The 25,763-nt window shown below is 37.6% G+C and carries 24 protein-coding genes; 20 read left to right on the forward strand and 4 right to left on the reverse strand.

The annotated features are described in order from the left end of the window. Positions 1-216: 216 nt before the first annotated feature. From cysK to EDD61_RS05850, 11 genes are all read left to right on the forward strand, one after another. Positions 217-1,101: a cysteine synthase A gene (gene cysK, locus EDD61_RS05800; protein WP_008687729.1), complete on the forward strand. Its 885-nt coding sequence runs from the start codon at positions 217-219 to the stop codon at positions 1,099-1,101. Next, positions 1,101-1,655: a serine O-acetyltransferase EpsC gene (gene epsC / locus EDD61_RS05805; RefSeq protein ID WP_008687730.1), complete on the forward strand. Its 555-nt coding sequence runs from the start codon at positions 1,101-1,103 to the stop codon at positions 1,653-1,655. Before cysK ends, epsC begins: the two co-directional genes overlap by 1 nt. Before the next feature lie 288 nt (positions 1,656-1,943). Then, positions 1,944-2,273: a PadR family transcriptional regulator gene (locus EDD61_RS05810; protein ID WP_008687732.1), complete on the forward strand. Its 330-nt coding sequence runs from the start codon at positions 1,944-1,946 to the stop codon at positions 2,271-2,273. Then, the gene (locus tag EDD61_RS05815) at positions 2,270-3,016 is read left to right on the forward strand and encodes a DUF2812 domain-containing protein (protein ID WP_132224503.1); all 747 of its coding nucleotides are present in this window, start codon (positions 2,270-2,272) and stop codon (positions 3,014-3,016) included. The genes EDD61_RS05810 and EDD61_RS05815 overlap by 4 nt, the downstream gene beginning before the upstream one ends. A gap of 30 nt (positions 3,017-3,046) precedes the next feature. Then, complete coding sequence (locus EDD61_RS05820; protein WP_008978623.1) at positions 3,047-3,754, forward strand: ABC transporter ATP-binding protein; 708 nt, start codon at positions 3,047-3,049, stop codon at positions 3,752-3,754. Continuing rightward, complete coding sequence (locus EDD61_RS05825; RefSeq protein ID WP_132224505.1) at positions 3,751-5,313, forward strand: putative ABC exporter domain-containing protein; 1,563 nt, start codon at positions 3,751-3,753, stop codon at positions 5,311-5,313. The genes EDD61_RS05820 and EDD61_RS05825 overlap by 4 nt, the downstream gene beginning before the upstream one ends. 137 nt (positions 5,314-5,450) lie before the next feature. Beyond that, a complete protein-coding gene (locus EDD61_RS05830) occupies positions 5,451-6,728 on the forward strand; it encodes a hypothetical protein (RefSeq protein WP_132224507.1) in 1,278 nt (425 codons plus the stop codon). A 215-nt stretch (positions 6,729-6,943) separates the two neighbouring features. After that, the gene (locus tag EDD61_RS05835) at positions 6,944-7,408 is read left to right on the forward strand and encodes a MarR family winged helix-turn-helix transcriptional regulator (RefSeq protein WP_132224509.1); all 465 of its coding nucleotides are present in this window, start codon (positions 6,944-6,946) and stop codon (positions 7,406-7,408) included. Further along, positions 7,402-9,675 carry an ABC transporter ATP-binding protein gene (locus tag EDD61_RS05840; RefSeq protein WP_132224511.1) on the forward strand — a complete coding sequence of 758 codons (2,274 nt, stop codon included), beginning with the start codon at positions 7,402-7,404 and terminating at the stop codon, positions 9,673-9,675. The genes EDD61_RS05835 and EDD61_RS05840 overlap by 7 nt, the downstream gene beginning before the upstream one ends. After that, a complete protein-coding gene (locus EDD61_RS05845) occupies positions 9,668-11,536 on the forward strand; it encodes an ABC transporter ATP-binding protein (RefSeq protein WP_008687747.1) in 1,869 nt (622 codons plus the stop codon). The genes EDD61_RS05840 and EDD61_RS05845 overlap by 8 nt, the downstream gene beginning before the upstream one ends. A gap of 133 nt (positions 11,537-11,669) precedes the next feature. Next, entirely contained in the window at positions 11,670-13,847 is a 2,178-nt protein-coding gene (locus EDD61_RS05850) for an NlpC/P60 family protein (protein WP_132224513.1), read from the forward strand. Between the two features lie 85 nt (positions 13,848-13,932). Here the strand turns inward: EDD61_RS05850 and EDD61_RS05855 are convergent, their stop codons facing one another. From EDD61_RS05855 to EDD61_RS05870, 4 genes are all read right to left on the reverse strand, one after another. Next, on the reverse strand, positions 13,933-14,490 hold the full coding sequence (locus tag EDD61_RS05855; RefSeq protein ID WP_132224515.1) for a DUF3783 domain-containing protein: 558 nt from the start codon (positions 14,488-14,490) through the stop codon (positions 13,933-13,935). A gap of 9 nt (positions 14,491-14,499) precedes the next feature. Continuing rightward, positions 14,500-16,146 (reverse strand): putative ABC transporter permease subunit, encoded by a 1,647-nt coding sequence (locus EDD61_RS05860; protein WP_008687753.1) that lies wholly within the window; start codon positions 16,144-16,146, stop codon positions 14,500-14,502. Beyond that, positions 16,139-16,975: an ABC transporter ATP-binding protein gene (locus EDD61_RS05865; protein ID WP_424353161.1), complete on the reverse strand. Its 837-nt coding sequence runs from the start codon at positions 16,973-16,975 to the stop codon at positions 16,139-16,141. Before EDD61_RS05865 ends, EDD61_RS05860 begins: the two co-directional genes overlap by 8 nt. Positions 16,976-17,073: 98 nt before the next feature. Then, a complete protein-coding gene (locus tag EDD61_RS05870) occupies positions 17,074-17,340 on the reverse strand; it encodes an autorepressor SdpR family transcription factor (RefSeq protein ID WP_008687756.1) in 267 nt (88 codons plus the stop codon). A gap of 328 nt (positions 17,341-17,668) precedes the next feature. Here EDD61_RS05870 and srtB point away from each other — a divergent pair, with 328 nt between their 5' ends. The 9 genes from srtB (at position 17,669) to EDD61_RS05915 (ending at position 25,754) form a co-directional block, all read left to right on the forward strand. Further along, a complete protein-coding gene (srtB, locus tag EDD61_RS05875; RefSeq protein ID WP_132224517.1) occupies positions 17,669-18,463 on the forward strand; it encodes a class B sortase in 795 nt (264 codons plus the stop codon). 151 nt (positions 18,464-18,614) lie between these two features. Continuing rightward, complete coding sequence (gene ftsW, locus EDD61_RS05880) at positions 18,615-19,697, forward strand: putative lipid II flippase FtsW (protein ID WP_008687760.1); 1,083 nt, start codon at positions 18,615-18,617, stop codon at positions 19,695-19,697. 65 nt (positions 19,698-19,762) lie between these two features. Beyond that, the gene (gene murG / locus EDD61_RS05885) at positions 19,763-20,836 is read left to right on the forward strand and encodes an undecaprenyldiphospho-muramoylpentapeptide beta-N-acetylglucosaminyltransferase (protein ID WP_132224519.1); all 1,074 of its coding nucleotides are present in this window, start codon (positions 19,763-19,765) and stop codon (positions 20,834-20,836) included. Positions 20,837-20,844: 8 nt separating this feature from the next. After that, on the forward strand, positions 20,845-21,747 hold the full coding sequence (gene murB / locus EDD61_RS05890) for a UDP-N-acetylmuramate dehydrogenase (protein WP_008687764.1): 903 nt from the start codon (positions 20,845-20,847) through the stop codon (positions 21,745-21,747). Continuing rightward, complete coding sequence (locus EDD61_RS05895) at positions 21,735-22,517, forward strand: cell division protein FtsQ/DivIB (protein WP_132224521.1); 783 nt, start codon at positions 21,735-21,737, stop codon at positions 22,515-22,517. The genes murB and EDD61_RS05895 overlap by 13 nt, the downstream gene beginning before the upstream one ends. A gap of 80 nt (positions 22,518-22,597) precedes the next feature. Next, positions 22,598-22,960: an Asp23/Gls24 family envelope stress response protein gene (locus EDD61_RS05900; protein ID WP_008687768.1), complete on the forward strand. Its 363-nt coding sequence runs from the start codon at positions 22,598-22,600 to the stop codon at positions 22,958-22,960. A gap of 10 nt (positions 22,961-22,970) precedes the next feature. Then, positions 22,971-24,602, forward strand: a complete 1,632-nt coding sequence (locus EDD61_RS05905; protein ID WP_132224523.1) for a DAK2 domain-containing protein — start codon at positions 22,971-22,973, stop codon at positions 24,600-24,602. A 163-nt stretch (positions 24,603-24,765) separates the two neighbouring features. Then, the gene (locus EDD61_RS14245) at positions 24,766-24,873 is read left to right on the forward strand and encodes a CHAP domain-containing protein (RefSeq protein ID WP_256176674.1); all 108 of its coding nucleotides are present in this window, start codon (positions 24,766-24,768) and stop codon (positions 24,871-24,873) included. 275 nt (positions 24,874-25,148) lie between these two features. Beyond that, positions 25,149-25,754, forward strand: a complete 606-nt coding sequence (locus tag EDD61_RS05915) for a recombinase family protein (RefSeq protein ID WP_008687771.1) — start codon at positions 25,149-25,151, stop codon at positions 25,752-25,754. The last annotated feature ends 9 nt before the right edge of the window (positions 25,755-25,763 follow it).

A 25,763-nucleotide genomic window follows, 5' to 3' on the forward strand; every position in this document is an offset into this window, starting at 1 on the left:
AATAAAAAAACAAAGAGCGTCAAAACTGACTTTCTTTGTATGAATGCATATACTATTGTAGAGAAGGAGGTACTTGTATGTTTCATCAGCTTATAGAATATAGTATGGAAAGGGTTGGATTGCGATGTACAGATGACCTGCTTCAGAAACGATGTTGTTGCGAAAGAGATGCATAAGAAAAATATATCGTAAAACAATAGGAGGAAAATAACGTTTATGAAAGAAACGCTGAAATTAATTGGCAATACGCCATTATATCGTATAGAAAATACCAATATTTATGTAAAATTAGAGAAATTTAACGCTGCTGGAAGTATTAAAGATCGTGCTGTCTTAGGAATGTTGAAAAAGGCTATGGAAAAAGGCACGATAAAAAAAGACAGTGTTTTGATTGAAGCTACCAGTGGCAATACCGGGATTGCTTTAGCCATGTTAGGAGCAATTTATCATTTGCCAGTCATTATCATTATGCCAGAAACTATGAGTATGGAACGACGTAAACTCATTCAGGCATATGGAGCGGAATTGATTTTAACCGAAGGTGCAAAAGGAATGCAGGGATCATTAGATGCATTGGCAAGCTTACAGAAAGAACATCCTAACTACATCACTTTATCACAGTTTGATAATCCGGATAATCCCCAGTTTCATTATGAAACTACGGGCAAGGAAATCCTGGAGCAATTACCGGATGTGGATATTTTTGTGGCCGGCATTGGAACCGGCGGCACGTTTACAGGAGTTGCTCGTCGTTTAAAGGAAGCTAATCCAAATATTCGCTGTGTAGCCGGAGAACCCAAAGACAGTGCTATCATCAGTGGGCATCAGCCAGGACCTCATAAAATTCAAGGAATTGGCGCAAATTTTATCCCTGCTAATTTCGATAAAGAATTAGCAGATGATGTGATGTTGATCAGCAATGAAGAAGCAATTGAAGAAACCAAAAACTTTGCGCGTACCACTGGTATACTCGTTGGTATCAGCAGTGGTGGCAATATTGCTTTAGCAAAACGATTAGCTGCCTATTATCCAAATAAAAAGATTGTTACGATCGCACCGGATGGCGGAGAGAAATATCTTTCCGTATTGGATTTTGACTAATGTTTCGCGTATTAAAGGATATCAATCATAACTTAAATCGCTCATTGGAGAATGATCCGGCTGCTCATTCTAAATTAGAGGTGCTGTTGTTATACCCGCATATCAAAGCCTTGGCATTTCATCGGGTATCGCATTTTCTATATCGGCATCATCTGTTTTTCCTTGCTCGCTTTAATTCCAACATTGCCCGTTTTTGGACCGGTATTGAGATTCATCCGGGGGCAACAATTGGTCGTGGTTTACTGATCGATCATGGAATTGGTGTAGTCATTGGAGAAACTGCCATAATTGGTGATGATTGCCATATTTATCATGGTGTCACCTTAGGTGGTACGGGGAAAGAGCATGCTAAGCGACATCCTACATTGGGGAATCATGTTATGATTGGAGCAGGTGCAAAATGTTTAGGAAACATTACGATTGGTGATCATGCGAAAGTCGGTGCAAACGCCGTGGTCATTACGGATGTTCCAGCGGAAACAACTTTTATCGGGTTAGCCGCAAAAGATAAACGACAAAAGCACAGGTGTACGCCGGAAGGCTTTATCGAATAAATATAAGTGTTATCGTAAAAGCATCTTAGAAAAGGAATCCCTCATTTGCCTTAAGCAAATAAAGAGATTTCTTTTTTTATTATGAACTGATAAACCCTTGTTTCTGGCAATTGTATTTTGTTTCTGCATTTTGCTTTAATATTTTGCTTCAGTATCGTGTTTTCATTGCATGATGATTTAAAAGATGGTTTTCTATTGCGGTAAGACTGCTTGACATAGTATCTATGTTCTGTTAAACTATATCTGTAATGGATATATCCATTTGCGATATAATAGGAGTTGATATGTGTGTCAAAACAGGCAACGCAGGAAAATGAACAGCTGACAGATGCAATGTTTTATATATTATTGGCTTTGTTAGAGGAGCGTTATGGTTATGTCATCATGAAATATATTGAAGAATTAAGTGATGGCATGATGCAGATGGGTCCGGGAACATTATATACGCTGTTGAAAAAACTGACGAAATTGCAATGGATCCAGCAGCTTACAAGTGATAGCCGCACCAAGACTTACCTCATAACACAAGAAGGAAAACGTATTTTATGCCAAGAAGTGAAACGGCGTGAGCGTATGGTGGAAGATGCTAATAAGGCTTTAAAGAAGGGGATTGTATGAAGGAAAAAAGAAAAACGAAACAAATATTATGCGGAGGTTTAGCCTTTTGTGGAGAAGAAGAGATGGAAATGCTGCATGCATATGCCCTGGATGGCTGGATTTTTAGAAAGTTCAGTGGTTTATCTTATGTTTTATATAAAGAAGAACCACAAGATCTTATTTTCAGCTATGATCTAAATAAGGTAAAGAAAGAAGACGCGCAAGAATATCTAGATCTTTTTGCGGCAGCAGGATGGGAACAAATTACCTGTAACTCCTCTAGTACATGGTTTTTTATGGCAAAGCAAGGAACGCCTCCCTTACACAGTGATCATGCGACATTGAGTGAAGAATATACCGGTATCGGTAAAACTGCAAAATATCTATTGTTGGTATTAGCGTTTGTTAGCTTGTTTAGCTTTTTCTTGATTAAACAGGCTGCCATATTTATGTATCTATGTGCTTTTGGCTGTGGATGCATAGGAGGTTTATTCATGCTTTTGATTGGTACGCAGTTTCGCAAACATAAGCGAAAGTTATGCATTACGATGTGGAACTTTCAACGCAGTATGTGTTATTGTTTAGGCAGTCTGTTCATTATGCTTAGTATGCCGTTCCTATCAGATATCGTTCCCTCTTTGCATATCCTATGGCGCTTTCTTCGCCTTGGAGCATGGATGCTTTTCATCGCCACCTTGTTTTCTATGTATTGGCGATATCCGTTGTATCGCGATCACAAGGAACAATATTTGTTTAAGAAATAAGAAAAAGGAAAATGAAAAAAGGAGAAAATTATGATCGAAGTAAAACATTTAACAAAAACGTATGGGAAGTTTAAGGCTGTCGATGATATTAGTTTATTGGCAAAAGATGGTGAGATAACGGTACTGTTAGGTCCTAATGGAGCTGGAAAATCTACCACGATCAAAAGTATTGCAAATTTATTACGTTATCAAGGTGAAATTAAGATTGGCGGATATGCCAATGATACCCTGGAAGCAAAACGCATTTTCGGTTATATTCCAGAAACGCCAGTACTTTATGATCTATTAACGATAGATGAACATGTAGAGTTTATTGGAAAGGCTTATCGTTGTGAGCATTATCAAGAAAGAGCAGAACACTACATCACGATGTTTGATTTATCATCAAAACGTAAAAAGTTGGTAAAGGAGTTAAGTAAGGGCATGCGTCAAAAGGTAAGTATGCTGCTGGCTTTATTGATTGCGCCCAAGGCGTTATTAGTGGATGAGCCAATGGTTGGTTTAGATCCTGCCAGTATAGAGGAAACTTTGCAGTTATTCCAACAGCTTAAAGAAGAAGGAGTTGCTATCTTAATATCTACGCATATCATAGATGTCATCGATGCCATATGGGATGAAGCCTATATCATGAATAAGGGGCATATTGTTGCCCATGTACGTAAGGAAGGGTTACAGGAGCAAACCTTAAAAGAATTGTTTTTTACTTCTACGCAGCATGAAGTGGGGGAGGCGTCATGAAAGTATTAGGAAAGTTGTATTTATTAAAATTAAAAGGTACGATACGAAATATTTTTTCAAAACCTTCCAGCGCAATCTTTACGATTATAATGATTTTGCTTTATGGTGCCTTGATTGTGATGGCGTTGTCACATCCAGAAATTGCGATGTCAGTAGGAAATCTCCAGGATGTTTCTATGGTAATTTTGGTAAATATCGGATTTAGTGCCTTGATGGTAACAACGATGATGATGCAGAAAAAGATGGCTCTATTCACGGAAGATGATGCTTTTTACTTATTTACTGCACCATTTAAACGCAGTGCCGTCATGCAGTATTTGATGGTTAGTGTAGTAGTTTCAGCATTATTATTTGGCGCGATTAATCTTTTTATGATCGTGATGTTGGGAAGTCACATTGCATTTGATGGCGGCTTTCTGCTTTTGGTCTTTTTGACGCAATCACTTTTATATTTCTTTTTTCTGACCACCCAATATTACTTGTATTTAAGAGGATTAGAAAATGCAAAAATGAAAAAGCTGATACGTATCATTCCGCTAGCATGTCTATTCTTAGTTGCCATAATATTCCTTGTTGTTTTAGTAGCAAATGATTTTGATGTTACAAAAAGTGGTATGGAATTTGTCGCGGGTACACCATTTCATTTGGTACCTGTATTTGGCTGGGTAAAACTGATTTTAGTTTCCTATGTTGCCCATGATTTTTACAAGATGCTGATTGGCAGCGTATTGTTGATAGGTGCATGTATCGTGATTTTCTTATGCATGTCTTGTTATCGCAAGGATTTTGTCGAAGATGTTATGGCGGATGCTCAGGCTTTCAGCAAGCGTTATAAAGCCATAAAAGAAGGCAAGACGGATTCTTTTGCGGATCGTAAGGTTAAAGACGTCCAATTTGCTTTTCAAGAAGGGGCGAAAGCTATTTTTTCAAAAAATATGTTGTTAATGCGGAAAACGAATGATTTTATTCGTATGCAGGATGTCATGTTTGTGGGTATTTATTTAGTTATAACGCTCATCATGGGCCTAGGCTTTAGCTTTTATTGCTATATGTTGATCTTTTGGATGTTTTCCATGATTCAAAATAGTGATTTTATGCGGGATATGAAAAATTATCAGATATATCTGATTCCGGATGCCCCATTAAAGAAACTATGGTATGTCATGCTTCCTACTATCTTTAAGACCTTCCTTGTCTTGTTAATCGCTATCGTAAGTGCTTATATCCTTTTGCAGCCGGATTTCAAAGAGGCATTGCAATATTTTGTTATGCTGAGTGGCTATGCTTTCTTATTTCTTGCCACGACCGTTTTATCTTTACGTATTTTAAAAAGTCGTAACAATGTAATGATGGAAAATATGTTGCGCATGCTTTTAATGATCTTAGCAGCGATTCCATCTACCGGGGTACTGATTTATATGATATCACAAAATACATTGACAATAGCAATGATGAATAGCATAACGATCTACAATCTGCTCATTAATTTTGTGCTTTCCGGTATTATCCTATATGGTTGTCGTAATATGATGAATGGAAATGAACTCAGTAGTGATTAAGCATACATGTATTGATTCCAGATGTAGATGAAGATGTAAAAAGATTGAAAAATTCCGCTGGTCCAGGGAGTTTTTCTTTTGCTTTTGGCGGTTTTATGATATAGTATGGTACAGTGAAGTAAAAGAGGTAGGCTATTATGTGGAAATATGAATGTAAACGACATTTACTGTATATGACAACAGGCGTTATCATCGGCGCGCTCGTATTTGGGGCATTAGGTTGGCAAAGAGAAGGTTTACTTGCCACTTTAGAAATGGTGACAAGCGATAAAGCAATCTTACAGGATCCAATGACTCCTTACCTTATGGGAGCATTGGCAATTGGTGGATTGGTGAATGGTTTAATGTTAATGTTTCAGCTGATGCAGCGCTTTAATATTAATTATTTTATCTTTATGATGATTTTCTTTTTGGCAAGTGAGCTAATTATTTTAGCAGGCATGGTATTACTGTTACCGGCATTTGTCGTATGTATCTATGGCTGGCTGACTGTGCCGAATCGTGGTAAAAAGCGCATGCTAGATAAAAATACCGTAACCAGTGTACAAGAGGTAGAGCGTGTATATCGCCTGCATCATCATTATGATGAAACCTGCGAGATTTATGGTAAAAATGCATGGAATATTATGCTTCGTGTGAATATCTTATATTTCAGTGGAATCTTAGCTTTATTTCTTGTATTGATGTATGTAGAAGATTTATTTATTGTTATGGCGGCTGGTCTGTTGTACATGATGCTGTTTTTTCAGCTTACGAAGTATAAAAATAAGGCTTTACAGCCGATTATCGCACTATTGTATGATAAATGTGATCCTCAGGCATGTGCCAGTGCCATCTTTGCGTTAGCGAAAAAAGCACATAAGAAAAAGAATTTCCCATTGACACAGCAATTGGCACAGTGCATGATCTATCTCAATGACCCTCATCTGGCCATTGATGTTTTGGTTACCAGCAATCCATCTCGTAATGGGTTTGTATATCCTTATCATACGTTGATGGCATATGCTTATTATCAACTTGGTGATGAAAGTATGGTAAAACATCACTTGCAGGAATGTGAGAAAAGTAAAAAAGGCAATATGGCAGGTCCTATGAACATGTTTGCCCAGCAGGCATTGGCAAGCATTCAAAATAAATTGGATCTGATGAAACAGGATTTCCGTAAGGCGAGAACTTATTATATGCAAGGATTGCAAGCGCAAGCGATGCCATTTCAATTGGTAGATTCTCACTATTATTTAGGCTTGATCTCTTTTGTTGAACAGGATATGCGGGAAGCCCAAATTCATTTCCAATATGTGCAGCAACATGGCAACCGCATGTATTTTAAGGAAAAAGCGGATTCTTTTATGGAAACGATTCTCGCTTTAGAAAAAGCGAATGAAGAAGCTTATGGTGAACAGGAAACTTTGTAAAAAGTTCCTGTTTTTTTTCATCTACATACGATCTTATCTTTACATAGTTTACGAGAAAACGATAAAAAATGTTTCGATGATGTAAGCATTCGTTTTCTAATAATGATGTGAAAACTATGTGAAGTCATGCAAAATGGTTGACTGTCTGAAAGATATCACTATAATAGTTAAGGTAGTTAACTATTAAGCTACTTAACTATTTTAGGAGGGATACGATGGATGAAATGGATATTGTCCGGAAAATAACACATCTTGTGTATACACATCGCCGTGATGCTGCCTTTATGGGGCAAAAACAGCCAAATGTGAAACATCGAGATATCATGATGCTGGATGCCATTATTAAAATGGGCGATTTGGTTAAAATGAGTGATATCAGTGCATATTTTCAGATAACTCCGGCGGCTGTTTCACAATGCATCAAAAACTTTGAAAAGAAGGGCTGGGTGGAACGTACCGTTCTTGAATCAGATCGTCGAAGTGTGTATGTTCGTGTCAGTGATGAAGCAAAGCAGATGGTGCAGGAAATGGAAGAGCATATGAAACAGCAACTCATTGCATTCATCGCTGAACTTGGTGAAGATGATGCAGAAGCATTTGTACGTATTTTGGAAAAAGGTTTTACGTTTTTCAAATGTGAACGCAAGAAAGAAGAAGGAAAGGAGACAGGGAAATGCTGAAATTAAGACGCTATACGAAACCGTTTCTGATGTCGATCCTCATAATCGTCGCATTGTTATTTGGACAGGCGATGTGTGAACTGGCAATGCCGGATTATATGTCTGATATCGTAAATATCGGAATTAATGCCGGTGGTATAGAAGACGGTGTTCCAGAAGCGATACGCGAAAGTGAATATCAAAAGTTAAAGGTGTTTATGGAAGAAAAAGAGCAAAAGCTCTTTGAAAAATACTATACCCTCATGACACCGGCATCCGCAAAGCAGGAAGCAAAGGATGATTACCCTGCATTAAAAAAGGAAAACGTTTATCTGTTGCAAGACATTGATGCTGATACCAGAACAGCAATCAAGCATGCATTATCTGGCTCAGAAACAATCGTGATGGGCATTGAACAAGCGGTAGATAAGATAAAAGATAAAGATGCAATGGATAGCAAAGAAGTTAGTAAAGAACAAAAGGAAATGATGGAGATGATCCAGAAACTTCCAAAAGGTGTGGATGTCTTCATGGCCATGCAGATGATGCCGCATGAAAAACTGCAGGAAATGAAGAAAGATATGAATAAAGTAATGAAGGCAATGGGGGAAAGCACAGCAGATACTGCTAATGCGCAATATGTTCGAAATGAATATAAAGCCATGGGTATGGATGTGGATGCGATACAATATCAATATTTGTTTGTGAAAGGCGGATTGATGTTGTTTGTAGCATTAGGCTCTGCGGTAGCAGCGGTTGCGGTTGGCTTTTTAGCAGCGCGTGTGGCAGCAGGCTTCTCCCGTGATTTGCGTAAGGATGTTTTCCATAAGGTAGAGCATTTCTCCAGTGCGGAATTTAATAAATTTTCAACCAATACCTTAATTACGCGTACGACAAATGATATCCAGCAAATTCAGATGGTACTGGTTATGATCTTGCGTATTGTTATTTATGCGCCGATCATTGGTATTGGTGCGATTATTAAAGTAATTCAGTCCAATGCCAATATGACGTGGATCATTGCTTTGGTTATTGTGGTTATTTTAAGTATCATGATGGTGGCTTTTACGACTGTTATGCCTAAATTCAAGATTTTGCAGAAATTAATGGATGGCTTAAATTCAGTCGTTCGTGAAATGCTAGATGGTATGCCAGTCATTCGTGCTTTTAATAATCAGAAAAAGGAAGAAGAAAAATTTGAAGAAGCTAACAGTAAGATTATGAAGACAAACATGTTTACAGCACGTGCAATGTCTACCTTGATGCCATTGATCATGCTGGTTATGAACAGTGCAACCATTCTGATTGTTTGGGTTGGCGGTCATCAGATTGATTCTGGCAGCTTGCAAGTTGGTGATATGATGGCGTTCATGCAATATTCCATGCAGATTATTATGGCCTTCATGATGATTACAATGATTTCTATCATGATTCCACGTGCCAGTGTAGCGGCTGGACGTGTTTCGGAAATTTTGCATACGAAACCAAGTATCGAAGATCCACAAGCACCAAAACACTTGGCAGATGATCAGCGTGGTCGCATTGAATTCCGTAATGTATCCTTCCGTTATCCAGGTGCAGAAGAGGATGTCTTAAAAAATATCACCTTTACTGCGGAACCAGGACAGACGACGGCCTTTATTGGAAGTACAGGTTCAGGGAAATCAACGATTATTAATTTAGTGCCTCGTTTCTATGATGTGACGCAGGGTGCGATCTATGTAGATGGGGTGAATGTCAAAGATGTGACGCAGCATGAATTGCGTGATCATATTGGCTATGTGCCGCAAAAGGGTACGTTATTTACGGGTACGATCGAAAGTAATTTACGTTATGCTAAAGAAGATGCTACTGAGGAAGAATTAGCGAAGGCCGCTGAAATTGCGCAGGCTTTAGAATTTATCGAAGAAAAACCGGAACGTTATGAAACAGCGATTACACAAGGTGGAACTAACGTATCTGGAGGACAGCGTCAACGTTTATCGATTGCCAGAGCTTTAGTGAAAAAACCGGAAATTTATATTTTCGATGATACCTTCTCAGCTCTAGATTTTAAAACAGATGCTAAACTGCGCAAGGCATTAAATATTTTATGTCAAGAAACAAAAAGCACGGTATTATTGGTAGCACAGCGTATTTCCAGTATCATGCATGCCGAACGTATCGTCGTGTTGGATAAGGGTGAAGTTGTGGGTATCGGTAATCATGAAGAATTGATGAAATCCTGTGAGGTATATCAGGAAATCGCCTATAGTCAATTGTCAAAGGAGGAATTGGGAAATGAGTAAAACAAACCGTCCTTCTGCACCAATGCGTAAAGGGCCGATGGGAGGACATCGCGGTCCTGGACGCCCGGTTGAAAAGGCTAAAAACTTTAAAGGTACGATGAAGCAGTTAATTAGCTACATGAAACCTTATTATGTAAAAATTATTATTTCGTTCATATTCGCCATCTTTTCAACGATTTTTATGGTTGTAGGTCCTAAAATCAGCGGTAAGGCTATAACCGAATTAAGCACTGGCTTTATTGCGAAAGTACGAGGAAGTGGCGCAATTAATTTTGATCGCATTTCGGAAATATTACTATTTTTAATTGGTTTATATCTGATTTCAACCTTCTGTAATTTCGTGCAAGGCTGGATGATGGCAGGCGTGTCACAGAAAGTATCTTATAATCTGCGAACATCTATGTCAGAAAAAATCAATAAACTGCCATTCGCATATTTTGATAAACAATCACATGGTGAAGTATTGTCAAGATTCTCTAATGATGTTGATACGATTCAGCAGACACTAAGTCAATCTTTATCACAACTATTATCTTCAATTGTACAGCTATTTGGTTTTTTAATCATGATGCTGACCATCAGTTGGCAAATGACATTGATGGCTCTTATTGTTATTCCATTATCTTTGATTTTGGTAACAACGGTTGTAAAGCATTCACAAAAATACTTTGCCCGTCAACAAGCATCTTTAGGTAATGTCAATGGTCATATTGAAGAGATGTATAGCGGACATATGGTGATGAAAGCCTTTAATGGGGAAGAAAAAAGTATTGCCCAGTTTGAGACTTTTAATGATGAACTTTATAATTCTGCATGGAAATCACAATTTCTAAGCGGATTGATGCAGCCAATCAGTATGTTTGTAGGTAATCTGGGCTATGTTGGTGTATGTATTTTAGGTGGTTATTTGGCCATGAATGGTATTATTGAAATTGGTGATATTACTGCCTTTATTCAATATGTTCGTAGCTTTAATCAGCCAATTGCTCAACTGGCGCAGACAATGAATGTCATGCAGTCAACGGCTGCCGCAGCAGAGCGTGTATTTGAGTTTTTGGCCGAAGAGGAAGAAGTAGCGGAGACCAAGACACCGCAACCGATTGCGGCACCTGATGGAAAATCGTTAATTGACGGTATGGTGACGTTTGAAAATGTTCATTTTGGATATACACCAGATAAAATTATCATCAATGATTTCTCGATGTATATCAATGCCGGAAAACGTGTTGCCATCGTTGGACCTACTGGTGCCGGTAAAACAACGATCGTAAAACTGTTGATGCGTTTCTATGAATTAAACAGTGGTACGATTTATGTGGATGGCTGTGATATACGCCAGTTTAGCCGCAGTGATTTACGTTCTTTATTTGGCATGGTGTTACAAGATGCATGGTTGTTTAATGGAACGATTATGGAAAATCTGCGTTATGGCAGATTAGATGCAACAGATGAAGAAGTCATGGCTGCAGCCGATGCTGCATATGTTGATCACTTTATTCGTACTTTAGATCATGGATATGATACGATGATTGATGAAGAAAGCAGCAACATCTCGCAAGGACAGAAGCAGTTGTTAACCATCGCACGTGCGTTCTTAGCGGATCCAAAGATCTTAATTTTGGATGAAGCTACTTCCAGTGTAGATACCAGAACGGAAGTTCTGATTCAAAAGGGCATGGAAAAATTAATGGAAAATCGTACATGCTTTGTCATTGCGCATCGATTAAGCACGATTCGTGATGCCGATTTGATTCTGGTTATGAAGGATGGCGATATTGTGGAAGTCGGAGATCATCAAGAATTAATGGCCAAGAATGGCTTCTATACACAGCTGTATAATTCACAATTTGAAGAATCTTAACTATCAAGATAGAATGAAAACCAGCAGAATAAGATCGTTTGCTGGTTTTCTTATTTGGGAAATCCTGATGATATAAAAACTTGAGAGATGAAGGACTATGCGTTATAATAAATCATAGCAAGGGGATGATGAGATGAGGATACAAAGTCTTAAACATTGGATAAAGGGAAGTTTAATAGTAATTCTCTTTTTTATTGTATGTATGCAAAGAATTGATGCACAAGAATATAAAATGGCAAAACAGCTGCCGTTTTCTGTCAGCAGCACATCAAATGTGACATCCATTACTTTAACTTGGCAATGGGTGCCAGAAGCAGATGTTTATAAAATTTATCGCAGTGAAGGTGATGCAGAACATTTTACCTATATAGGCAGTGTTGGGAACTTAGAATATACTGATAGGGTGGTGAATAAGGGGAATACAACGTATTATTATCGTATCGAGGCATATACAGGAACACAGCTCATCGCTACAAGCACATTAACTAATCATCGTCTGCAATCGATGACAGCTCCCATGCTGAGTGCCTATGTCATCGATTATTCTGGCATAGATCCATATGTACAATTAAACTGGGATCCGGTAGAAGGCAGTACTTCTTATGAAGTATATCGATATACGGCTAAGACGAAAGCTTATGTAAAAATAGCAACCATAGCTCATTCAGATAAAGTGTTCAGCTTTAACTATATGGATTCAGATCTTGCCTTAAATCAGTCCTATACGTACAAGATCAAAGCCCTACGAACAAACGAAGCACTTTATAGCAATACAATAACGGAAAAGCTGGAGCCGTTAGCAACTCCAAATGTGAAAATGGAAGCAAATACTTCCTATCTTCATTTGTCATGGGATAGTGTACAAAAAGCCAAATATTATGAAATTTATCGCTCAACTTCACCGACGATGGGATTTACAAGAATCGCGGTAATTGAAAATTATTATACTTTTTATACAAATCGCGTCAATAACGCTTGTAAACCAAATCAAACATATTATTATAAAGTCAGAGCTAGACGAACCATTAACAATAAGGCAAATTATGGAGCATTCAGTAAGGTTGTCAGTGGCAATATGCACTTGGCAAAGCCATCCATGAAAGCAAGTGGTGGTGCACAAATTACGTTAACATGGAAGGAAGTGCCGGATGCCAGTATATATACTATTTATCGTTCTACGCAAAGTACAACAGGTTTTAAAGCCATTGCTTGTGTTTCTGACAATCGCTATGTACAAAAAGGTGATAAAATCAAACCAAATCAACGATATTATTATCGTATCATCGCCAAGAATGAAGCAAGTGGTGTGAAAAGTTCAATTTCAAATACGGTTTCCGCTTTTATCAGTATAGGAAATCCCGCTTCAACGTCTGCTAAGGCAAGCGCCGTTAATGCAAATCAAATAAAGATAACATGGAAAAAAGCGACACGAGCTACAAATTATGAAATTTATCGATCCACCAGTAAGACAAAAGGCTTTGTGAAAATTGCCACAACGGCAAATACAACTACGTATACGGATGCCTCTTCATCACTTATCCCTAAAAAAACCTATTACTATAAGATAAAACCGATCCGCAAATATTATCAATGGAAGTTTGTTGGAAGTAATAGTAATGTAACCATGGCTATGACACAAATACCAACAACAAAAATCACTTCCATTTCATCACCGGGAAAAGGGAAGGTGATCATCAACTGGAAAAAGATCAATAATGCCCGATATAAGCTTTATCGCAGCACTAGCTATCATGGCAAATATAGTCTAATAAAAACAATTACAAACAGTGCGACTACATCTTATAAGAATACCGGTTTACAGGCGGGTAAGAAATATTATTTTAAGATAAAAACCTATGTTACTGCTGGAAATAAAAAGCATTATGATGGCAAGTACACAGGTACGCTAAGTATTACAACCTGCAAATCCCATACGAAATATGATGTTGTGGATACGGCCATAGCACAGAAAAAGAAGCCATATAAATGGGGTGGTAGCGGCCCTAAAAACTTTGATTGTTCTGGGTTGATTTATTATGCTTATCGTCAAAATGGCTATAAGGTACCTAGAGCGTTGGCTTATGCCGGACATAGTATTGGCAAAAAGACAGCAACTATTAAAATGGGGGATATTGTTCATTATAAAAACCATTTTGCTTTGGTAATCAGTAAAAAGAAAATTTCCAATGGTTATGAAGTGCGTGTGATTGAAGCGATGAATACGAAAGATGGAATCCGTGAAAATGTTTATTATATGGGAGAAAATGGACCTTTATTTCATAAAAATTTCATAGGCTTTCGAAGAATCTGATGGTTACACATAAAAAAGCAGGTGCTATGCGTGATAAAAGCCCTTTGTCAGGGGGAACGCATAAGACCTGCTTTTGCTATTTTATTTAACGTTTTTGCAATGCCGCTTTTGCCTGTGTAAGGGTTGTTAAGGCAGCTTTGGCTACATCTGGTTCGCTTTGGTTTTGCAAGACCTCGTATGCTTGGATAAAGGCGGATTCATAGGCTTTCCAACTATCCGGTGTGTATATATCCATTTGCAATTCACTGCTTGCCATTAATAATTTCTGAATTTCTTCTAATGTTTGAAAATATGCGTGCTCTTTTTCGATTTCTTCTAAAAGATCAATTAACCGCCATGTTTTATTATGTTTTGTACGCATGGCTTTGCGCGGCATACTAACTCCTTGCGCTTTCATGCGGGCATTCAGTTCTTGAATTTCTTCATCACTAAACCCATCAAGAAACATCAAATCAATGTGCATATGCATAGTTTGCGATACTTCTTGTTGGGCTTTATCCTGTATGCCTAGCAGATAACCAATTGGTTGCTGCAAGTCTATATCTGTTAAGATACGATACGCAATCTGCATATCCGAAAGAATAGTTTCAAGAATCGGCTTTTTCTCTTGATAATCACCGAAATATAGCAGAATTTTTTTCATAAACACTCCTTATATCTTTTTAAATAATTTGCAAGCGATGGTATCCATCTTGCTATAGATTACTACAGATATTAGTAGGATGGCAATACATATGCCTATGGAGATTGGCATGATAAGATCATTTGGAAGCAGGAATAAGGCTGCAATCAATAAGCCAGCTATTAGCATTCCCCCAAACATGGCAATCATACCGGACATATTCTGTTTAACTGCAGCAGCCTCTTGTTCCCATACTAGCTTAGGATGTGCCATATCAAGCAGAATGCAAAGCTCGTTACCCAAGAAAATAGCTATAATTGCACTGATAAAAGCGATGATATAATAAAGGATAGGAAGCATTGGAAAGAGGATATAAGCAATAATGAATAAAAGAAGAATAGTGAGAACGCTGACAATGATTCCGGCATTCATCTTAGCTATTATTTGTTTTCCTAAAGGCATAGGAATGTACTTCATGAACATGACATTACTGCCTTCTCGTGATATGGCTGTTGCACTGATCATATTAATACAACCAATCAACATGCCCATAGCTAATCCAGGTAAGATGGCATAATAAGCATATCCACTAAAATCTATTTGATTAAGGGCTGCTAAATTCAAACTTTCACCTTGTGACATGATGGAAATGACAATGACAATCGGGAAAATAAAGCAAGTACCAATACAATTCAAAAAATAAACTGGTGTACGTAAAAGCAATCGCAGTTCTTTTTGCGTATACGTAAATACTTTTGATTTCTGTGTTAATGCTTTTTTCATTTCAACATCATTTAATACTTTACGAGTGCTCTTTGTTTCATCGAATCCAATTGCCCCTTTGAAATAGAAATATTTTCCCATGATAAGGAAAACAGCAAGTGCTGCGATTAAAATCAGCAAGTAAAGGCCTAGCTGCAAGATGTCCTGGCTGATTAAGGCATGGGATGCAAAAGGTACTGCAGGGAACAAATAGGCAAACATGGAAATTAAAGAATTATTACCTTCAATTAATAAATTCACTAGGGCGGAAGGATCTTCTTGCTGCATTCCACTAGAATTCATAAAATAAGAGAAACTCAATGCGAAAGCAACACTTAAGATACCACCAATCATATTGAAGCGATCGCGATTTTTAAAAAAGGGCACAAAGCGCATTACCAGCATGGAAATAATGCTGGATAGAACGAGAGGATAAATCGGTAAGGTTAAAGCAATGATGACCACGAATACATAAAATAGTATACTAACTGATTCATTCTGCAAATATCCCGCTATTAAAGGAAGAAAAACGATGAGCGTAAACACATATTCATATAATAAACAAACACTAAATTTACTTGCTAAAATCGTTTGGGGCTTTAAGGGGAGGGATAATAAGATTTCGCTGTCTTTACTGAAGTAAAAAACGCCGGGAATCAAGAAAATAGAGAATAGAAACGTTACTAAATTTGTCATATGAAAACCGGCTGCTAAAATACTGCCGCTTTGTTGCAGGGGAGCCATCGTTTTAAAAGCTTCTTGAAACATATAATACAGCATGAATAGCAAAGGGATGAAACATATAGCTAAAAAACCATATAACAGGTAAACCCGCATTTTCTTTGTTTTCCCATCCGCAACCATACCTGCTGCATTTTTAAATAATGTGCGGGTAAGTGAGAAATACTTACGCATGAGATATAACCTCCAAGAATAAGGATTCTAGAGAATCACAATTTGGATGGTTATGTTGTAATTCCTCTAACGTACCAAAGAAAATGATACTTCCTGCATTAATGATGGCAACTTTATCACATAACTTTTCAGCAACTTCTAAGACATGTGTTGAAAAGAAAACCGTATTGCCTTTTGCCGCATGTTCTTTCATCATCTGCTTTAGTGAGTAGCTAGATTGCGGATCTAAGCCCGTCATAGGTTCATCTAAAATCCATACATTAGGATCGCTAATCAAAACACCCATAATGACAATTTTTTGTCGCATACCATGAGAATACGATAAAATTTTATCATTTAATGCATTTTCCATTTCAAAGGTTTTAGCTAATTGCGCAATCCGTTGTTTTCTGGTTGCTGAATCAACTTCATAAATATCAGCCATAAAGTTTAGATATTCAATTCCTTTTAGCCGCAAGAAGATATCCGCATTATCTGGAACAATACCAAATTCCTTTTTAGCTTCTAAAGGCTGTGTGACAATATTTTTTCCATTAATGAGAATTTCTCCTTCATCGGGATTTAAAACGCCTGTTATCATTTTAATGGTTGTTGTCTTACCAGCGCCATTTGGCCCGATAAAGCCTATGATTTCTCCCGTCGGTATGGTAAGGGAGATGTTATCAACAGCTTTGTGTGTACCTCCGTAAACTTTTGTAACATGTTTAATTTCAATCATGATCTTTTTCCTTTCTATTGCCGTTGGCAATGCGTTTAGATTAGGGACATCATTAAACTGATCATCAAAGTTAAGCAAATAAACAATGATGATATTGGCTGCTATCAGCATACTATCTTCGAAAGAAGCGATTCACCTTATTTACGATATACATTAGAATAGAATACAATGCATATACACTAAGGGGTAAGCAATTACCGATACGGATTTCATTTCGTACGTTTTAAAGCTTTTAGCCAATCAATGAGGTCATTCACAGTTTTGCTATTTAATTCATAATAGATAAATTTACCATCACGTTCATCTAGGATGAGATCAGCTTCTTTTAAAACTGCAAGATGATGAGAAATCGTGGCATTGGTGCTGGAAAACTGTGAGACAATTTCACCTGCACTTTTTTTATGATCCTTAACTAGAAGGATAATTGCTCTTCTGGTTGGGTCACTTAAAGCTTTAAATGCTTCCTGAACTTGCACCTAACATACCCTCTTTCATTTTGAAATCTATCTAAATGTAGTATAAGCTAGCTCCATACCAATGTCAAATGATTTAAGTAATGATGCAAAAGGATTGATGCGGCTTTTTTTGGTAAATATGGTATCTTTTTAATGGCCGCATCAGTAAGATGCAGCAGATCAAAGAATCGATGCAAAACAAACAAGGCAAAACGTTTTCCTAAAAGGGCTGTGAAATCATCGTATTTAAGTAATCAGCAATTGGCACTACGATAGTTCCTATGGTAGAATTTCTAGTAAAGCATTATGAAATATGATAAAATGAAAAAGCAATAAGGAGTGATACTGCATGCGTAAGAAAAAGCCAAAGAAACCATTAAAAAAATGGCAGAAGATCCTATACGATATTTTATTTTTAATTGCCTTGGGCGTCTTTATCTATTCCGGGTATCAGCTCTTTCATATATACTCTCAAAATCATGCGGAAGAAAAAGAGAAAATAGAGCTACAACAATTGAGTAATATACCAGATGATCTAGAAAAAGATTTTACGGTGAATTGGAAGGCTTTAAAAAAGAAAAATGATGAAATATTAGCCTGGATACTCATACCGGATACCAATATCAATTACCCTATCGTAAAAGGAAGCGATAATTCCTTTTATCTGACACATTCGTTTGAAAAGAAAGAGAACTATGCTGGTGCCATTTTCATGGATTATCAGGCAGATGGGAAATTTAAAGATCGCAATACCATTATCTATGGACATAATATGTGGCATAAGACGATGTTTACAGATATTGAAAAATTCAAAGAAAAAGCATTTTTTGATAAACATCCGTATTTATATATTTTTACACCTCAGCAAAATTATCGATGTGAAATTTTCAGTATCCATTCAGCCAAAGATCTTTCGGCATCGTATGATCTAAACTATCCGACAAAGGAAAGCTGGCAACAATATTTAAATATGGTTGAAGGATTATCCGATTTTAAACGGAATGTAAAGCTAAATACTCAAGATCATATCGTGACTTTATCAACATGTTCCTATGAAGAGGGAAATTCCACAGATCTGCGTTATCTTCTTCATGCTAAACTGGTTAAATGGGATGGCAGCTATAAGGTGAAAAAAGGGAAGTAGATGCTGACTGCTTCATCAAATAGCAAATAGAGATCAAATAAGTAATGAAGCTGTTTTTACATAGATGATAATTAGAAAATGATAAGCAAAAAGTAGCATTGCTACTTTTTCTTTTCCTTTGTGCATACAATGAAGGGAAGGTGGTGGCGCTATGTTTTCTAAAAAATGCAGACTATTGACTTTGGAAATCATGGTCTTACTTATCATAGGCATTGTTATGGTTGGCAGCAGTTCGAGAGTTTGGGCAGCCGCGAAGTTCCAGGACGCAACATATTTCATGAGCCGTCAGGCGGTATTTGCCTTGCTTGGTCTATTTGTGATGTATGTTGCCAGCCGCATATCATTAGTGCATGTGCGCCGCTATGCCAAACGCTTATTTCTTTTATGTGTTGTCGCATTAATATTGGTATTGATTCCAGGTGTGGGAGTCTTGCGTAATGGTAGTCGTAGTTGGTTCGGTGTTGGTTCTTTTCTTATCCAGCCTTCAGAGTTTTTTAAGATTGCCATTATCATTTATGTAGCAGATTATCTGGCAAAGCGCTATCGTATCAAAAGCTTTCGTAAAGACTTGTTTTTTCCCGCTTTTCTGGTAATGATTGGTTTTGGCTTGATCTTATTGCAACCTGATTTTGGCAGTGGCTTGGTTATGGTCTGCTCAATTGTTATCATGGTGTTAGCGGCCGATTCTCCTTTATCTTATTTCGTACGCGTAGGTATTTTAGGCGCCGGAGGTTTGGGTGGCTTGATTTTAAGCGCACCTTATCGATTGGCACGAATTACATCGTTTATTGATCCTTGGAAAGATCCTTTAGGAGCTGGTTTTCAGATTATACAATCCCTTTTCGCTATTGCACCTGGGGGGATTTTAGGTGTTGGTTTTGATAATAGCATGCAGAAGCATTTTTATTTGCCCGAACCGCAAACAGATTTCATCTTTGCTATCTATGCGGAAGAATTTGGCTTTATCGGCAGCGTCTTACTAATTGGCTTATTTATAGCTGTTATTTATCAGGGAGTTAAAATTGCTAAAAATTGTACAGATCCATATTTATGCTATATTGCTATTGGTCTTACCTCCCTGTTTGCTATTCAGGTCATGATCAATCTTGGTGTAGTTGTCGGGTTGTTTCCAGTAACTGGGATTACGCTTCCTTTTATCTCCTATGGAGGCAGTTCTTTAATGGTTATGATGGGGAGTATGGGACTGCTTATGAGTATTGCAAAGGAAAGTTGAAAAAAGCGAATTTTATTTAAAAATACGGTATGAACATGGTATAATAAATCACAGGGAGTGATGACATGAGATTACTGATAGCAACCGGTGGAACGGGAGGTCACATATATCCGGCCATTGCGCTGGCAGATGCGGCAAAAAAACGCTATGACGATATTGACATTTTGTTTGTTGGAAATGATGATCGTATGGAGGCGAAAGAAGTACCTGCACACGGCTATCAATTTAAAGGTCTGCATGCAAGCGGTTTAACAGGTGGTATTGTCAATAAGATGAAGGCATTATTGCTGATGGCAAAGGCCTATCGCAAGGCACTCCGTATCATAGAAGATTTTAAACCTGACATTGCCATTGGTTTTGGTGGTTATGTAAGTGCACCGGTAATGCTGGCTGCACATAAAAAGCATGTAAAAACGATGATACATGAGCAAAATTCCATTGTTGGTGTATCGAATAAAATGGTGGCAAATTATATGGATGCCATCGTAATCTGTTATGAAAAATGCTTTGAAGAATTTGGCAGAGAAAAAACAAGATTGTTAGGAAATCCACGGGCAACCAATGCTGTCCAGGTTAAATTTGATGAGGCATATTATCGTTCTTTAGGTCTGTCAATGGATAAGCCGCTGATTTTGGTGGTTATGGGATCTTTAGGTTCTTCTTCCATCAATGCCATTATGAAAGATGTCTTACCTAAGATCGACAACAAATATCAAATCTTGTTTGTCAGCGGAAAAAACAATTATGAAGAAATGAAGAGCGTTTTTCCACAGGATAACATTAAGATTGTAGACTATGTAAAACAATTGGATATCATTGCTAAAGTGGATCTGATCATATGTCGTGCTGGAGCAACGACGGCTGCTGAAATCACAGCATTGGGAACACCAAGCATATTAATTCCAAGCCCTTACGTAGCACACAATCACCAATTTTATAATGCCAGTGTGCTGGTTGAAAAAAAAGCAGCATATATGATAGAAGAAAAAGATTTGAATGCAACAGTATTGGATGAAAAAATCAAATTGATTATGGATCATCCGGCAATAAAGGAAGAGATGCATCAGCATGCGTTGGCGCTCGGTAAGCCCAATGCCAGCAGTGATATTTTAGACTGGTGCGATGAAATGAAAAGGTGAAATATAACATGACATTGAAAGAAAAATTACAGCCCTATGCGGATGTGGAAGTCAATGTGTCTTTAAAAACACGTACAACCTTTCGCATTGGTGGGAACTGCAGTTATTTTATATACCCAAAAAATGAGCTTTGCCTGTTAAGAGTTATGGACATCTTAAAGGATGAAGAAATGCCGATAAAGATTTTTGGCAAAGGTAGCAATATTTTATGCAGCGATGATGACTATGATGGTGTGATTCTCTGTCTGGATCGCTATTTTACGGATTTTTATTTTGAAGAGGATGGCAGTTGTTTGGTGCAAGCAGGTACAAGCATCATCTTGTTGGCACATGAGGCTATGAAGCGTTCTTTAAGCGGTTTGGAATTTGCCAGTGGCATCCCCGGAACGATTGGCGGCGCTTTGTTTATGAATGCCGGTGCTTATAAGAGTGATATGGCAGGCATTGTCCAAGAGGTTTATGTACTGAAAGAACATACGATCTGCATTATGCGTAAGGATGAATTAGACTATGCCTATCGTCATTCTATTTTTCAACAGCATCGAGACTGGTTGATCTTAGGATGCCGTTTGCAATTACAGGAAGGCGATCAAAAGGAGATTCGTGATGTTATGGATTCACGGCGAAAACGTCGTATGGATTCACAACCTTTAAATAAGCCATGTGCTGGCAGTGTGTTCCGTAATCCTGAAAGCCATCAGGCTTGGCAGTTGATTGAGAGTATCGGCATGCGAGGAAAACGCATCGGTGGAGCTATGGTTTCTGAAAAACACGCAAACTTTATCGTGAATGAAGATAATGCCAAAGCTAACGATGTGGCGGCATTGGTAGAAGAAATTCAAAAAGAAGTCAAGGAACGTTTCGACATTGATTTAATTACGGAAGTAGAGAAATTCAATTGGAACAATTAGATGAGCTGCTTTACGATGATGTCGAAGCGAAATACCTGGCTCTGCAAAATAAAAAGAAAAAACGTAAAAAGCGGCGCAGAAAACGGCGACTTGTGATTGCTGGTGCTATACTTTTAGTGGCATCCTTGTATTTTATGAGTGATATTTCTAAGGTGAAATCATTAGAAGTAAAAGGTAATCGCTTTTATACGAAAGAAGATGTCTTGAAAAAAGCGCATCTTTCCTATGAAACACGATATATGATCACACCGAAATGCTACCTTTCTTGGAAATTGAAAAAAGACGATTTCATTGAAGATGTGGAAATTGAGAAAAGCATGGATGGCGTGATTGCTATTGAAATCAAAGAAAAACTGGTCATTGGTTACTTTGTCGAAGGTGAAAAGAATTATGTTTTATTGAAAGATGGCTCACAGAAGGAAATAACCAGTGAAAACCTTGACACCATAGTCAACTACCCATTGATTGATGGTTTTTCCAACAAAGAAAGGAAAAACTTAGCTGCTGCATTTGCTAAAAATAAAAAAGAGGTTAGTCAGGATATCGTATCTATGATTTCTGAGATTACACCGCATGCTGAAAGTTACGATAAGCATATGGTGAAAATCGTGATGCAGGATGGCAATACGATCTATACCTCCTATGATTCCGTATTTATCCTTAATTCTTATAAACAGACTTTAAAAAATTTGAAAAAAGATCATGTCTGCTTTGTCATGGATGCGAATACGGAAACCTACATAACGGAAGACTGTAAAGCCTTTAAGTAAGAATTTTAAGGTATTTGAGAATCTTTCTTGGATTTCCAAGGGGATTTTGATATAATAATGAGGATATAAGGAGGAATTTTATGTCAATCTCTAAAAGTACACAGTACGGAAATATCAATGTTTCCATCGACGCAATCGCCTCACTTGCCGGTGGTGTTGTAACCGAATGCTATGGCGTAGTCGGTATGGCATCCCAAAAATTTGTGAAGGATGGAATCGCAGAATTACTAAAGAAGGATAATTATGCCAAAGGTGTTGTTGTTCGTCAGCTGGATAACAATGACTTGGAATTGGATTTATATATCATCGTATCTTACGGCGTGAAGATTAGTGAAATCGTTCATGAGGTGCAGATGCGTGTGAAATACATGTTGGAAAAAAATCTGGAATTAGACTTTAAGAAAGTTAATGTCTATGTGCAAGATGTCAAGGTTATAAAGTAGGTAGAGAACTATGGAAATGATCAATGGAAAATTGTTGAAAGACATGTTGGCAAGCGGTGCCAATAATTTGTCAAATAAGTTTACGGAAATCGATGCATTAAATGTGTTCCCTGTGCCTGATGGTGATACAGGAACGAACATGTCGCTGACGTTTAATGCGGGCGTAAAGGATGCTTTAGCATGCACTAGCGATGATGTGTGCGATATTGCAAAAGTATTATCAAAAGGGTTATTAATGGGAGCAAGAGGAAATTCCGGAGTTATTACTTCGCAGATTTTCCGCGGTTTATATCAGGGTGTAGATGGCATGAAGGAAATCAACGGTTTCCAATTAGCAAATGCGCTGGTTATGGGTTCTCGTGTTGCCTATAAAGCGGTCATGCGACCTGTAGAAGGAACTATTTTAACTGTAGTACGTGAAGCTGCTGATTACACATATGCATATGCAACCTCAACGCAAGATGTGACTTGCTTACAAGTTATGGAAAAAATGCTGGAGGAGGCGAAGGAGTCTTTAGAGAGAACGCCTGATCTTTTGCCGGTATTAAAAGAAGTTGGTGTCGTTGATAGTGGCGGTGCTGGACTTGTTACGATTTTTGAAGGGTTTGTTTCTGCACTGAAAGGTGAAGTTATTGAACGCCAAGAAGCACAGGAAAGTAAAGAAGTTGCCGGTGCTGGTATGGAGAGCGAAGAATTCGGCTACTGTACAGAATTCATCATTCGTTTATCAGAGCATGGCGCTAGAAATTTCCAAGAAGAAGCATTACGTGATTCACTTGCACGAATTGGTAATTCTATTGTATGCGTGCGTGATGATGATATCGTTAAAGTACATGTACATACCTTGACTCCTGGAGATGCCTTAAATATGGGACAGCGTTATGGTGAATTTGCAAAACTTAAGGTAGAAAACATGCAGGAGCAGCATGAAAATATCATGATGAATGCAACGGTAGAAGAGAAACCAAAAGAAGAAAAACCAAAACAGAAGTATGCAATTATTACGGTTGCAGCAGGGGATGGTTTGAAAGATATGTTTAAAGAACTGCGTGCTGATTATGTTATCAGTGGTGGGCAGACGATGAATCCTTCTACCGAAGATTTTGTACAAGCCATTCATCAAGTGAACGCAGAAAATATCTTCTTATTGCCAAATAACAGCAATATTATTTTAGCAGCACAACAGGCCGCAAGTGTCTGTGAGAATCTGAATGTGGAAGTCATTCCATCAAAATCCATTCCTCAAGGATTAAGTGCATGTATCATGTTTAATCCTGATGTGGATTTCGATATGAACCTGGCTGAAATGAATGATGCCATCAGTATGGTAAAAACCGGTCAAGTTACGTATGCCATCAAGGATACGACATTTGAAGGATTAGATATCAAAGCTGGCGATTACATGGGCTTAAAAGAAAAAGACATTGTTGTATCATTACCAGATAAAATGGAAGTAACACGACAGTTACTGGATATGATGATTGATGGAGAAAGTGAAATCGTGACGCTTGTTTATGGCGAGGATGTCAACGAAGAAGAAGCAAATGAGATTGCTAGTTATATTGAAGATAAATACGATGTTGAGGTAGAACTCAACAATGGCATGCAGCCGGTATATTCGTTTATAATTGGTGTCGAGTAGAATACTACTCGAAGTAACAACGTATTAAACATAGGGAAAAGAGGCTGTAACGAAATAGACTGAATTGACAAGTCTATGAGGTTACACCTCTTTTTTCTATGCCTCGTTCTGGAAACATCAACAAAGGAAACCAAGAGGTAGTATTCCTCTGCCAGGTGATATCATCTTTTTCGATTGGGAAAATGCTGGTGTTAGTGATCATGTTGGAATCGTGGAACGTGTTGATAATAATACTATTTATACGATTAAAGGCAATTTCATCTATGAGTAATTATAAAATTAATAGCAGAATTATTTATGGATACGAAGCTATCAAAAATGAATGAAGACTTTTTCGCTCATTCTACATAGTTTAAGAAAACTCATATAATTTCTGATCTGTAATATTCTGCTTAAATTTATTCTATAAACACCATACTGTTATCTATTTTGGGTAGTAGCTTTTTTAGTTCAGCTAATTCAAATATGGAAATAATTAACACTGACTCTATAATGAAGATGTGAGATAATTAAAAATTGAATTACCAGAATAGGAGGAATTATTTAATGAAAAAATATGGTTATGTAAGAGTCTCTACAAGAGATCAAAATATCGATAGACAGATGTCTGCTATGCTAGAAATAGGAATTGATAAAAAGAAAATATTTATTGATAAATTATCAGGTAAAGATTTTAATCGCCCCAAATATAAGCAATTAGTAAATCGGCTTACAATGGGTGATGAACTTTATATCAAATCTATTGATCGATTAGGTAGGGACTACGATGAAATCATTGAACAATGGCGTTTTCTGACAAAAATAAAGGATGTGGATATTATTGTATTGGATTTCCCTCTTTTAGATACAAGAAATCAGGTCAACGGCGTTACAGGGAAATTTATTGCAGATTTAGTATTACAAATTCTTTCTTATGTGGCACAGATTGAACGTGAAAACATTCGTCAACGTCAGATGGAAGGTATCAAGGAAGCCAAAATAAAAGGTATTCAATTTGGGAGACCTGCAAATGATTTACCGGAAAGATTTACAGAAGTATATAATTTATGGAAAGCCAAGCAGATAAGTCAACGTGAAGCGGGAAGATTGCTTAATACCAATCATGTTACATTCGGTCGCTGGGTGAAACGAGTAGAAAAACTTAATAAATAGTGAGAGTGT

The sequence above is a fragment of the Longicatena caecimuris genome, from assembly GCF_004341945.1.
Lineage (GTDB): Bacteria > Bacillota_I > Bacilli_A > Erysipelotrichales > Erysipelotrichaceae > Longicatena > Longicatena caecimuris.

What these genes read in the sequence shown, in the direction of transcription:
- cysK (WP_008687729.1), top strand. Translation starts at nt 217, where the DNA reads ATGAAAGAAACGCTGAAATTAATTGGCAATACGCCATTATATCGTATA.
- epsC (WP_008687730.1), top strand. Translation starts at nt 1,101, where the DNA reads ATGTTTCGCGTATTAAAGGATATCAATCATAACTTAAATCGCTCATTG.
- EDD61_RS05815 (WP_132224503.1), top strand. Translation starts at nt 2,270, where the DNA reads ATGAAGGAAAAAAGAAAAACGAAACAAATATTATGCGGAGGTTTAGCC.
- EDD61_RS05820 (WP_008978623.1), top strand. Translation starts at nt 3,047, where the DNA reads ATGATCGAAGTAAAACATTTAACAAAAACGTATGGGAAGTTTAAGGCT.
- EDD61_RS05825 (WP_132224505.1), top strand. Translation starts at nt 3,751, where the DNA reads ATGAAAGTATTAGGAAAGTTGTATTTATTAAAATTAAAAGGTACGATA.
- EDD61_RS05830 (WP_132224507.1), top strand. Translation starts at nt 5,451, where the DNA reads ATGTGGAAATATGAATGTAAACGACATTTACTGTATATGACAACAGGC.
- EDD61_RS05835 (WP_132224509.1), top strand. Translation starts at nt 6,944, where the DNA reads ATGGATGAAATGGATATTGTCCGGAAAATAACACATCTTGTGTATACA.
- EDD61_RS05840 (WP_132224511.1), top strand. Translation starts at nt 7,402, where the DNA reads ATGCTGAAATTAAGACGCTATACGAAACCGTTTCTGATGTCGATCCTC.
- EDD61_RS05845 (WP_008687747.1), top strand. Translation starts at nt 9,668, where the DNA reads ATGAGTAAAACAAACCGTCCTTCTGCACCAATGCGTAAAGGGCCGATG.
- EDD61_RS05850 (WP_132224513.1), top strand. Translation starts at nt 11,670, where the DNA reads ATGAGGATACAAAGTCTTAAACATTGGATAAAGGGAAGTTTAATAGTA.
- EDD61_RS05855 (WP_132224515.1), bottom strand. Translation starts at nt 14,490, where the DNA reads ATGAAAAAAATTCTGCTATATTTCGGTGATTATCAAGAGAAAAAGCCG.
- EDD61_RS05860 (WP_008687753.1), bottom strand. Translation starts at nt 16,146, where the DNA reads ATGCGTAAGTATTTCTCACTTACCCGCACATTATTTAAAAATGCAGCA.
- EDD61_RS05865 (WP_424353161.1), bottom strand. Translation starts at nt 16,975, where the DNA reads ATGCTGATAGCAGCCAATATCATCATTGTTTATTTGCTTAACTTTGAT.
- srtB (WP_132224517.1), top strand. Translation starts at nt 17,669, where the DNA reads ATGCGTAAGAAAAAGCCAAAGAAACCATTAAAAAAATGGCAGAAGATC.
- ftsW (WP_008687760.1), top strand. Translation starts at nt 18,615, where the DNA reads ATGTTTTCTAAAAAATGCAGACTATTGACTTTGGAAATCATGGTCTTA.
- murG (WP_132224519.1), top strand. Translation starts at nt 19,763, where the DNA reads ATGAGATTACTGATAGCAACCGGTGGAACGGGAGGTCACATATATCCG.
- murB (WP_008687764.1), top strand. Translation starts at nt 20,845, where the DNA reads ATGACATTGAAAGAAAAATTACAGCCCTATGCGGATGTGGAAGTCAAT.
- EDD61_RS05900 (WP_008687768.1), top strand. Translation starts at nt 22,598, where the DNA reads ATGTCAATCTCTAAAAGTACACAGTACGGAAATATCAATGTTTCCATC.
- EDD61_RS05905 (WP_132224523.1), top strand. Translation starts at nt 22,971, where the DNA reads ATGGAAATGATCAATGGAAAATTGTTGAAAGACATGTTGGCAAGCGGT.
- EDD61_RS05915 (WP_008687771.1), top strand. Translation starts at nt 25,149, where the DNA reads ATGAAAAAATATGGTTATGTAAGAGTCTCTACAAGAGATCAAAATATC.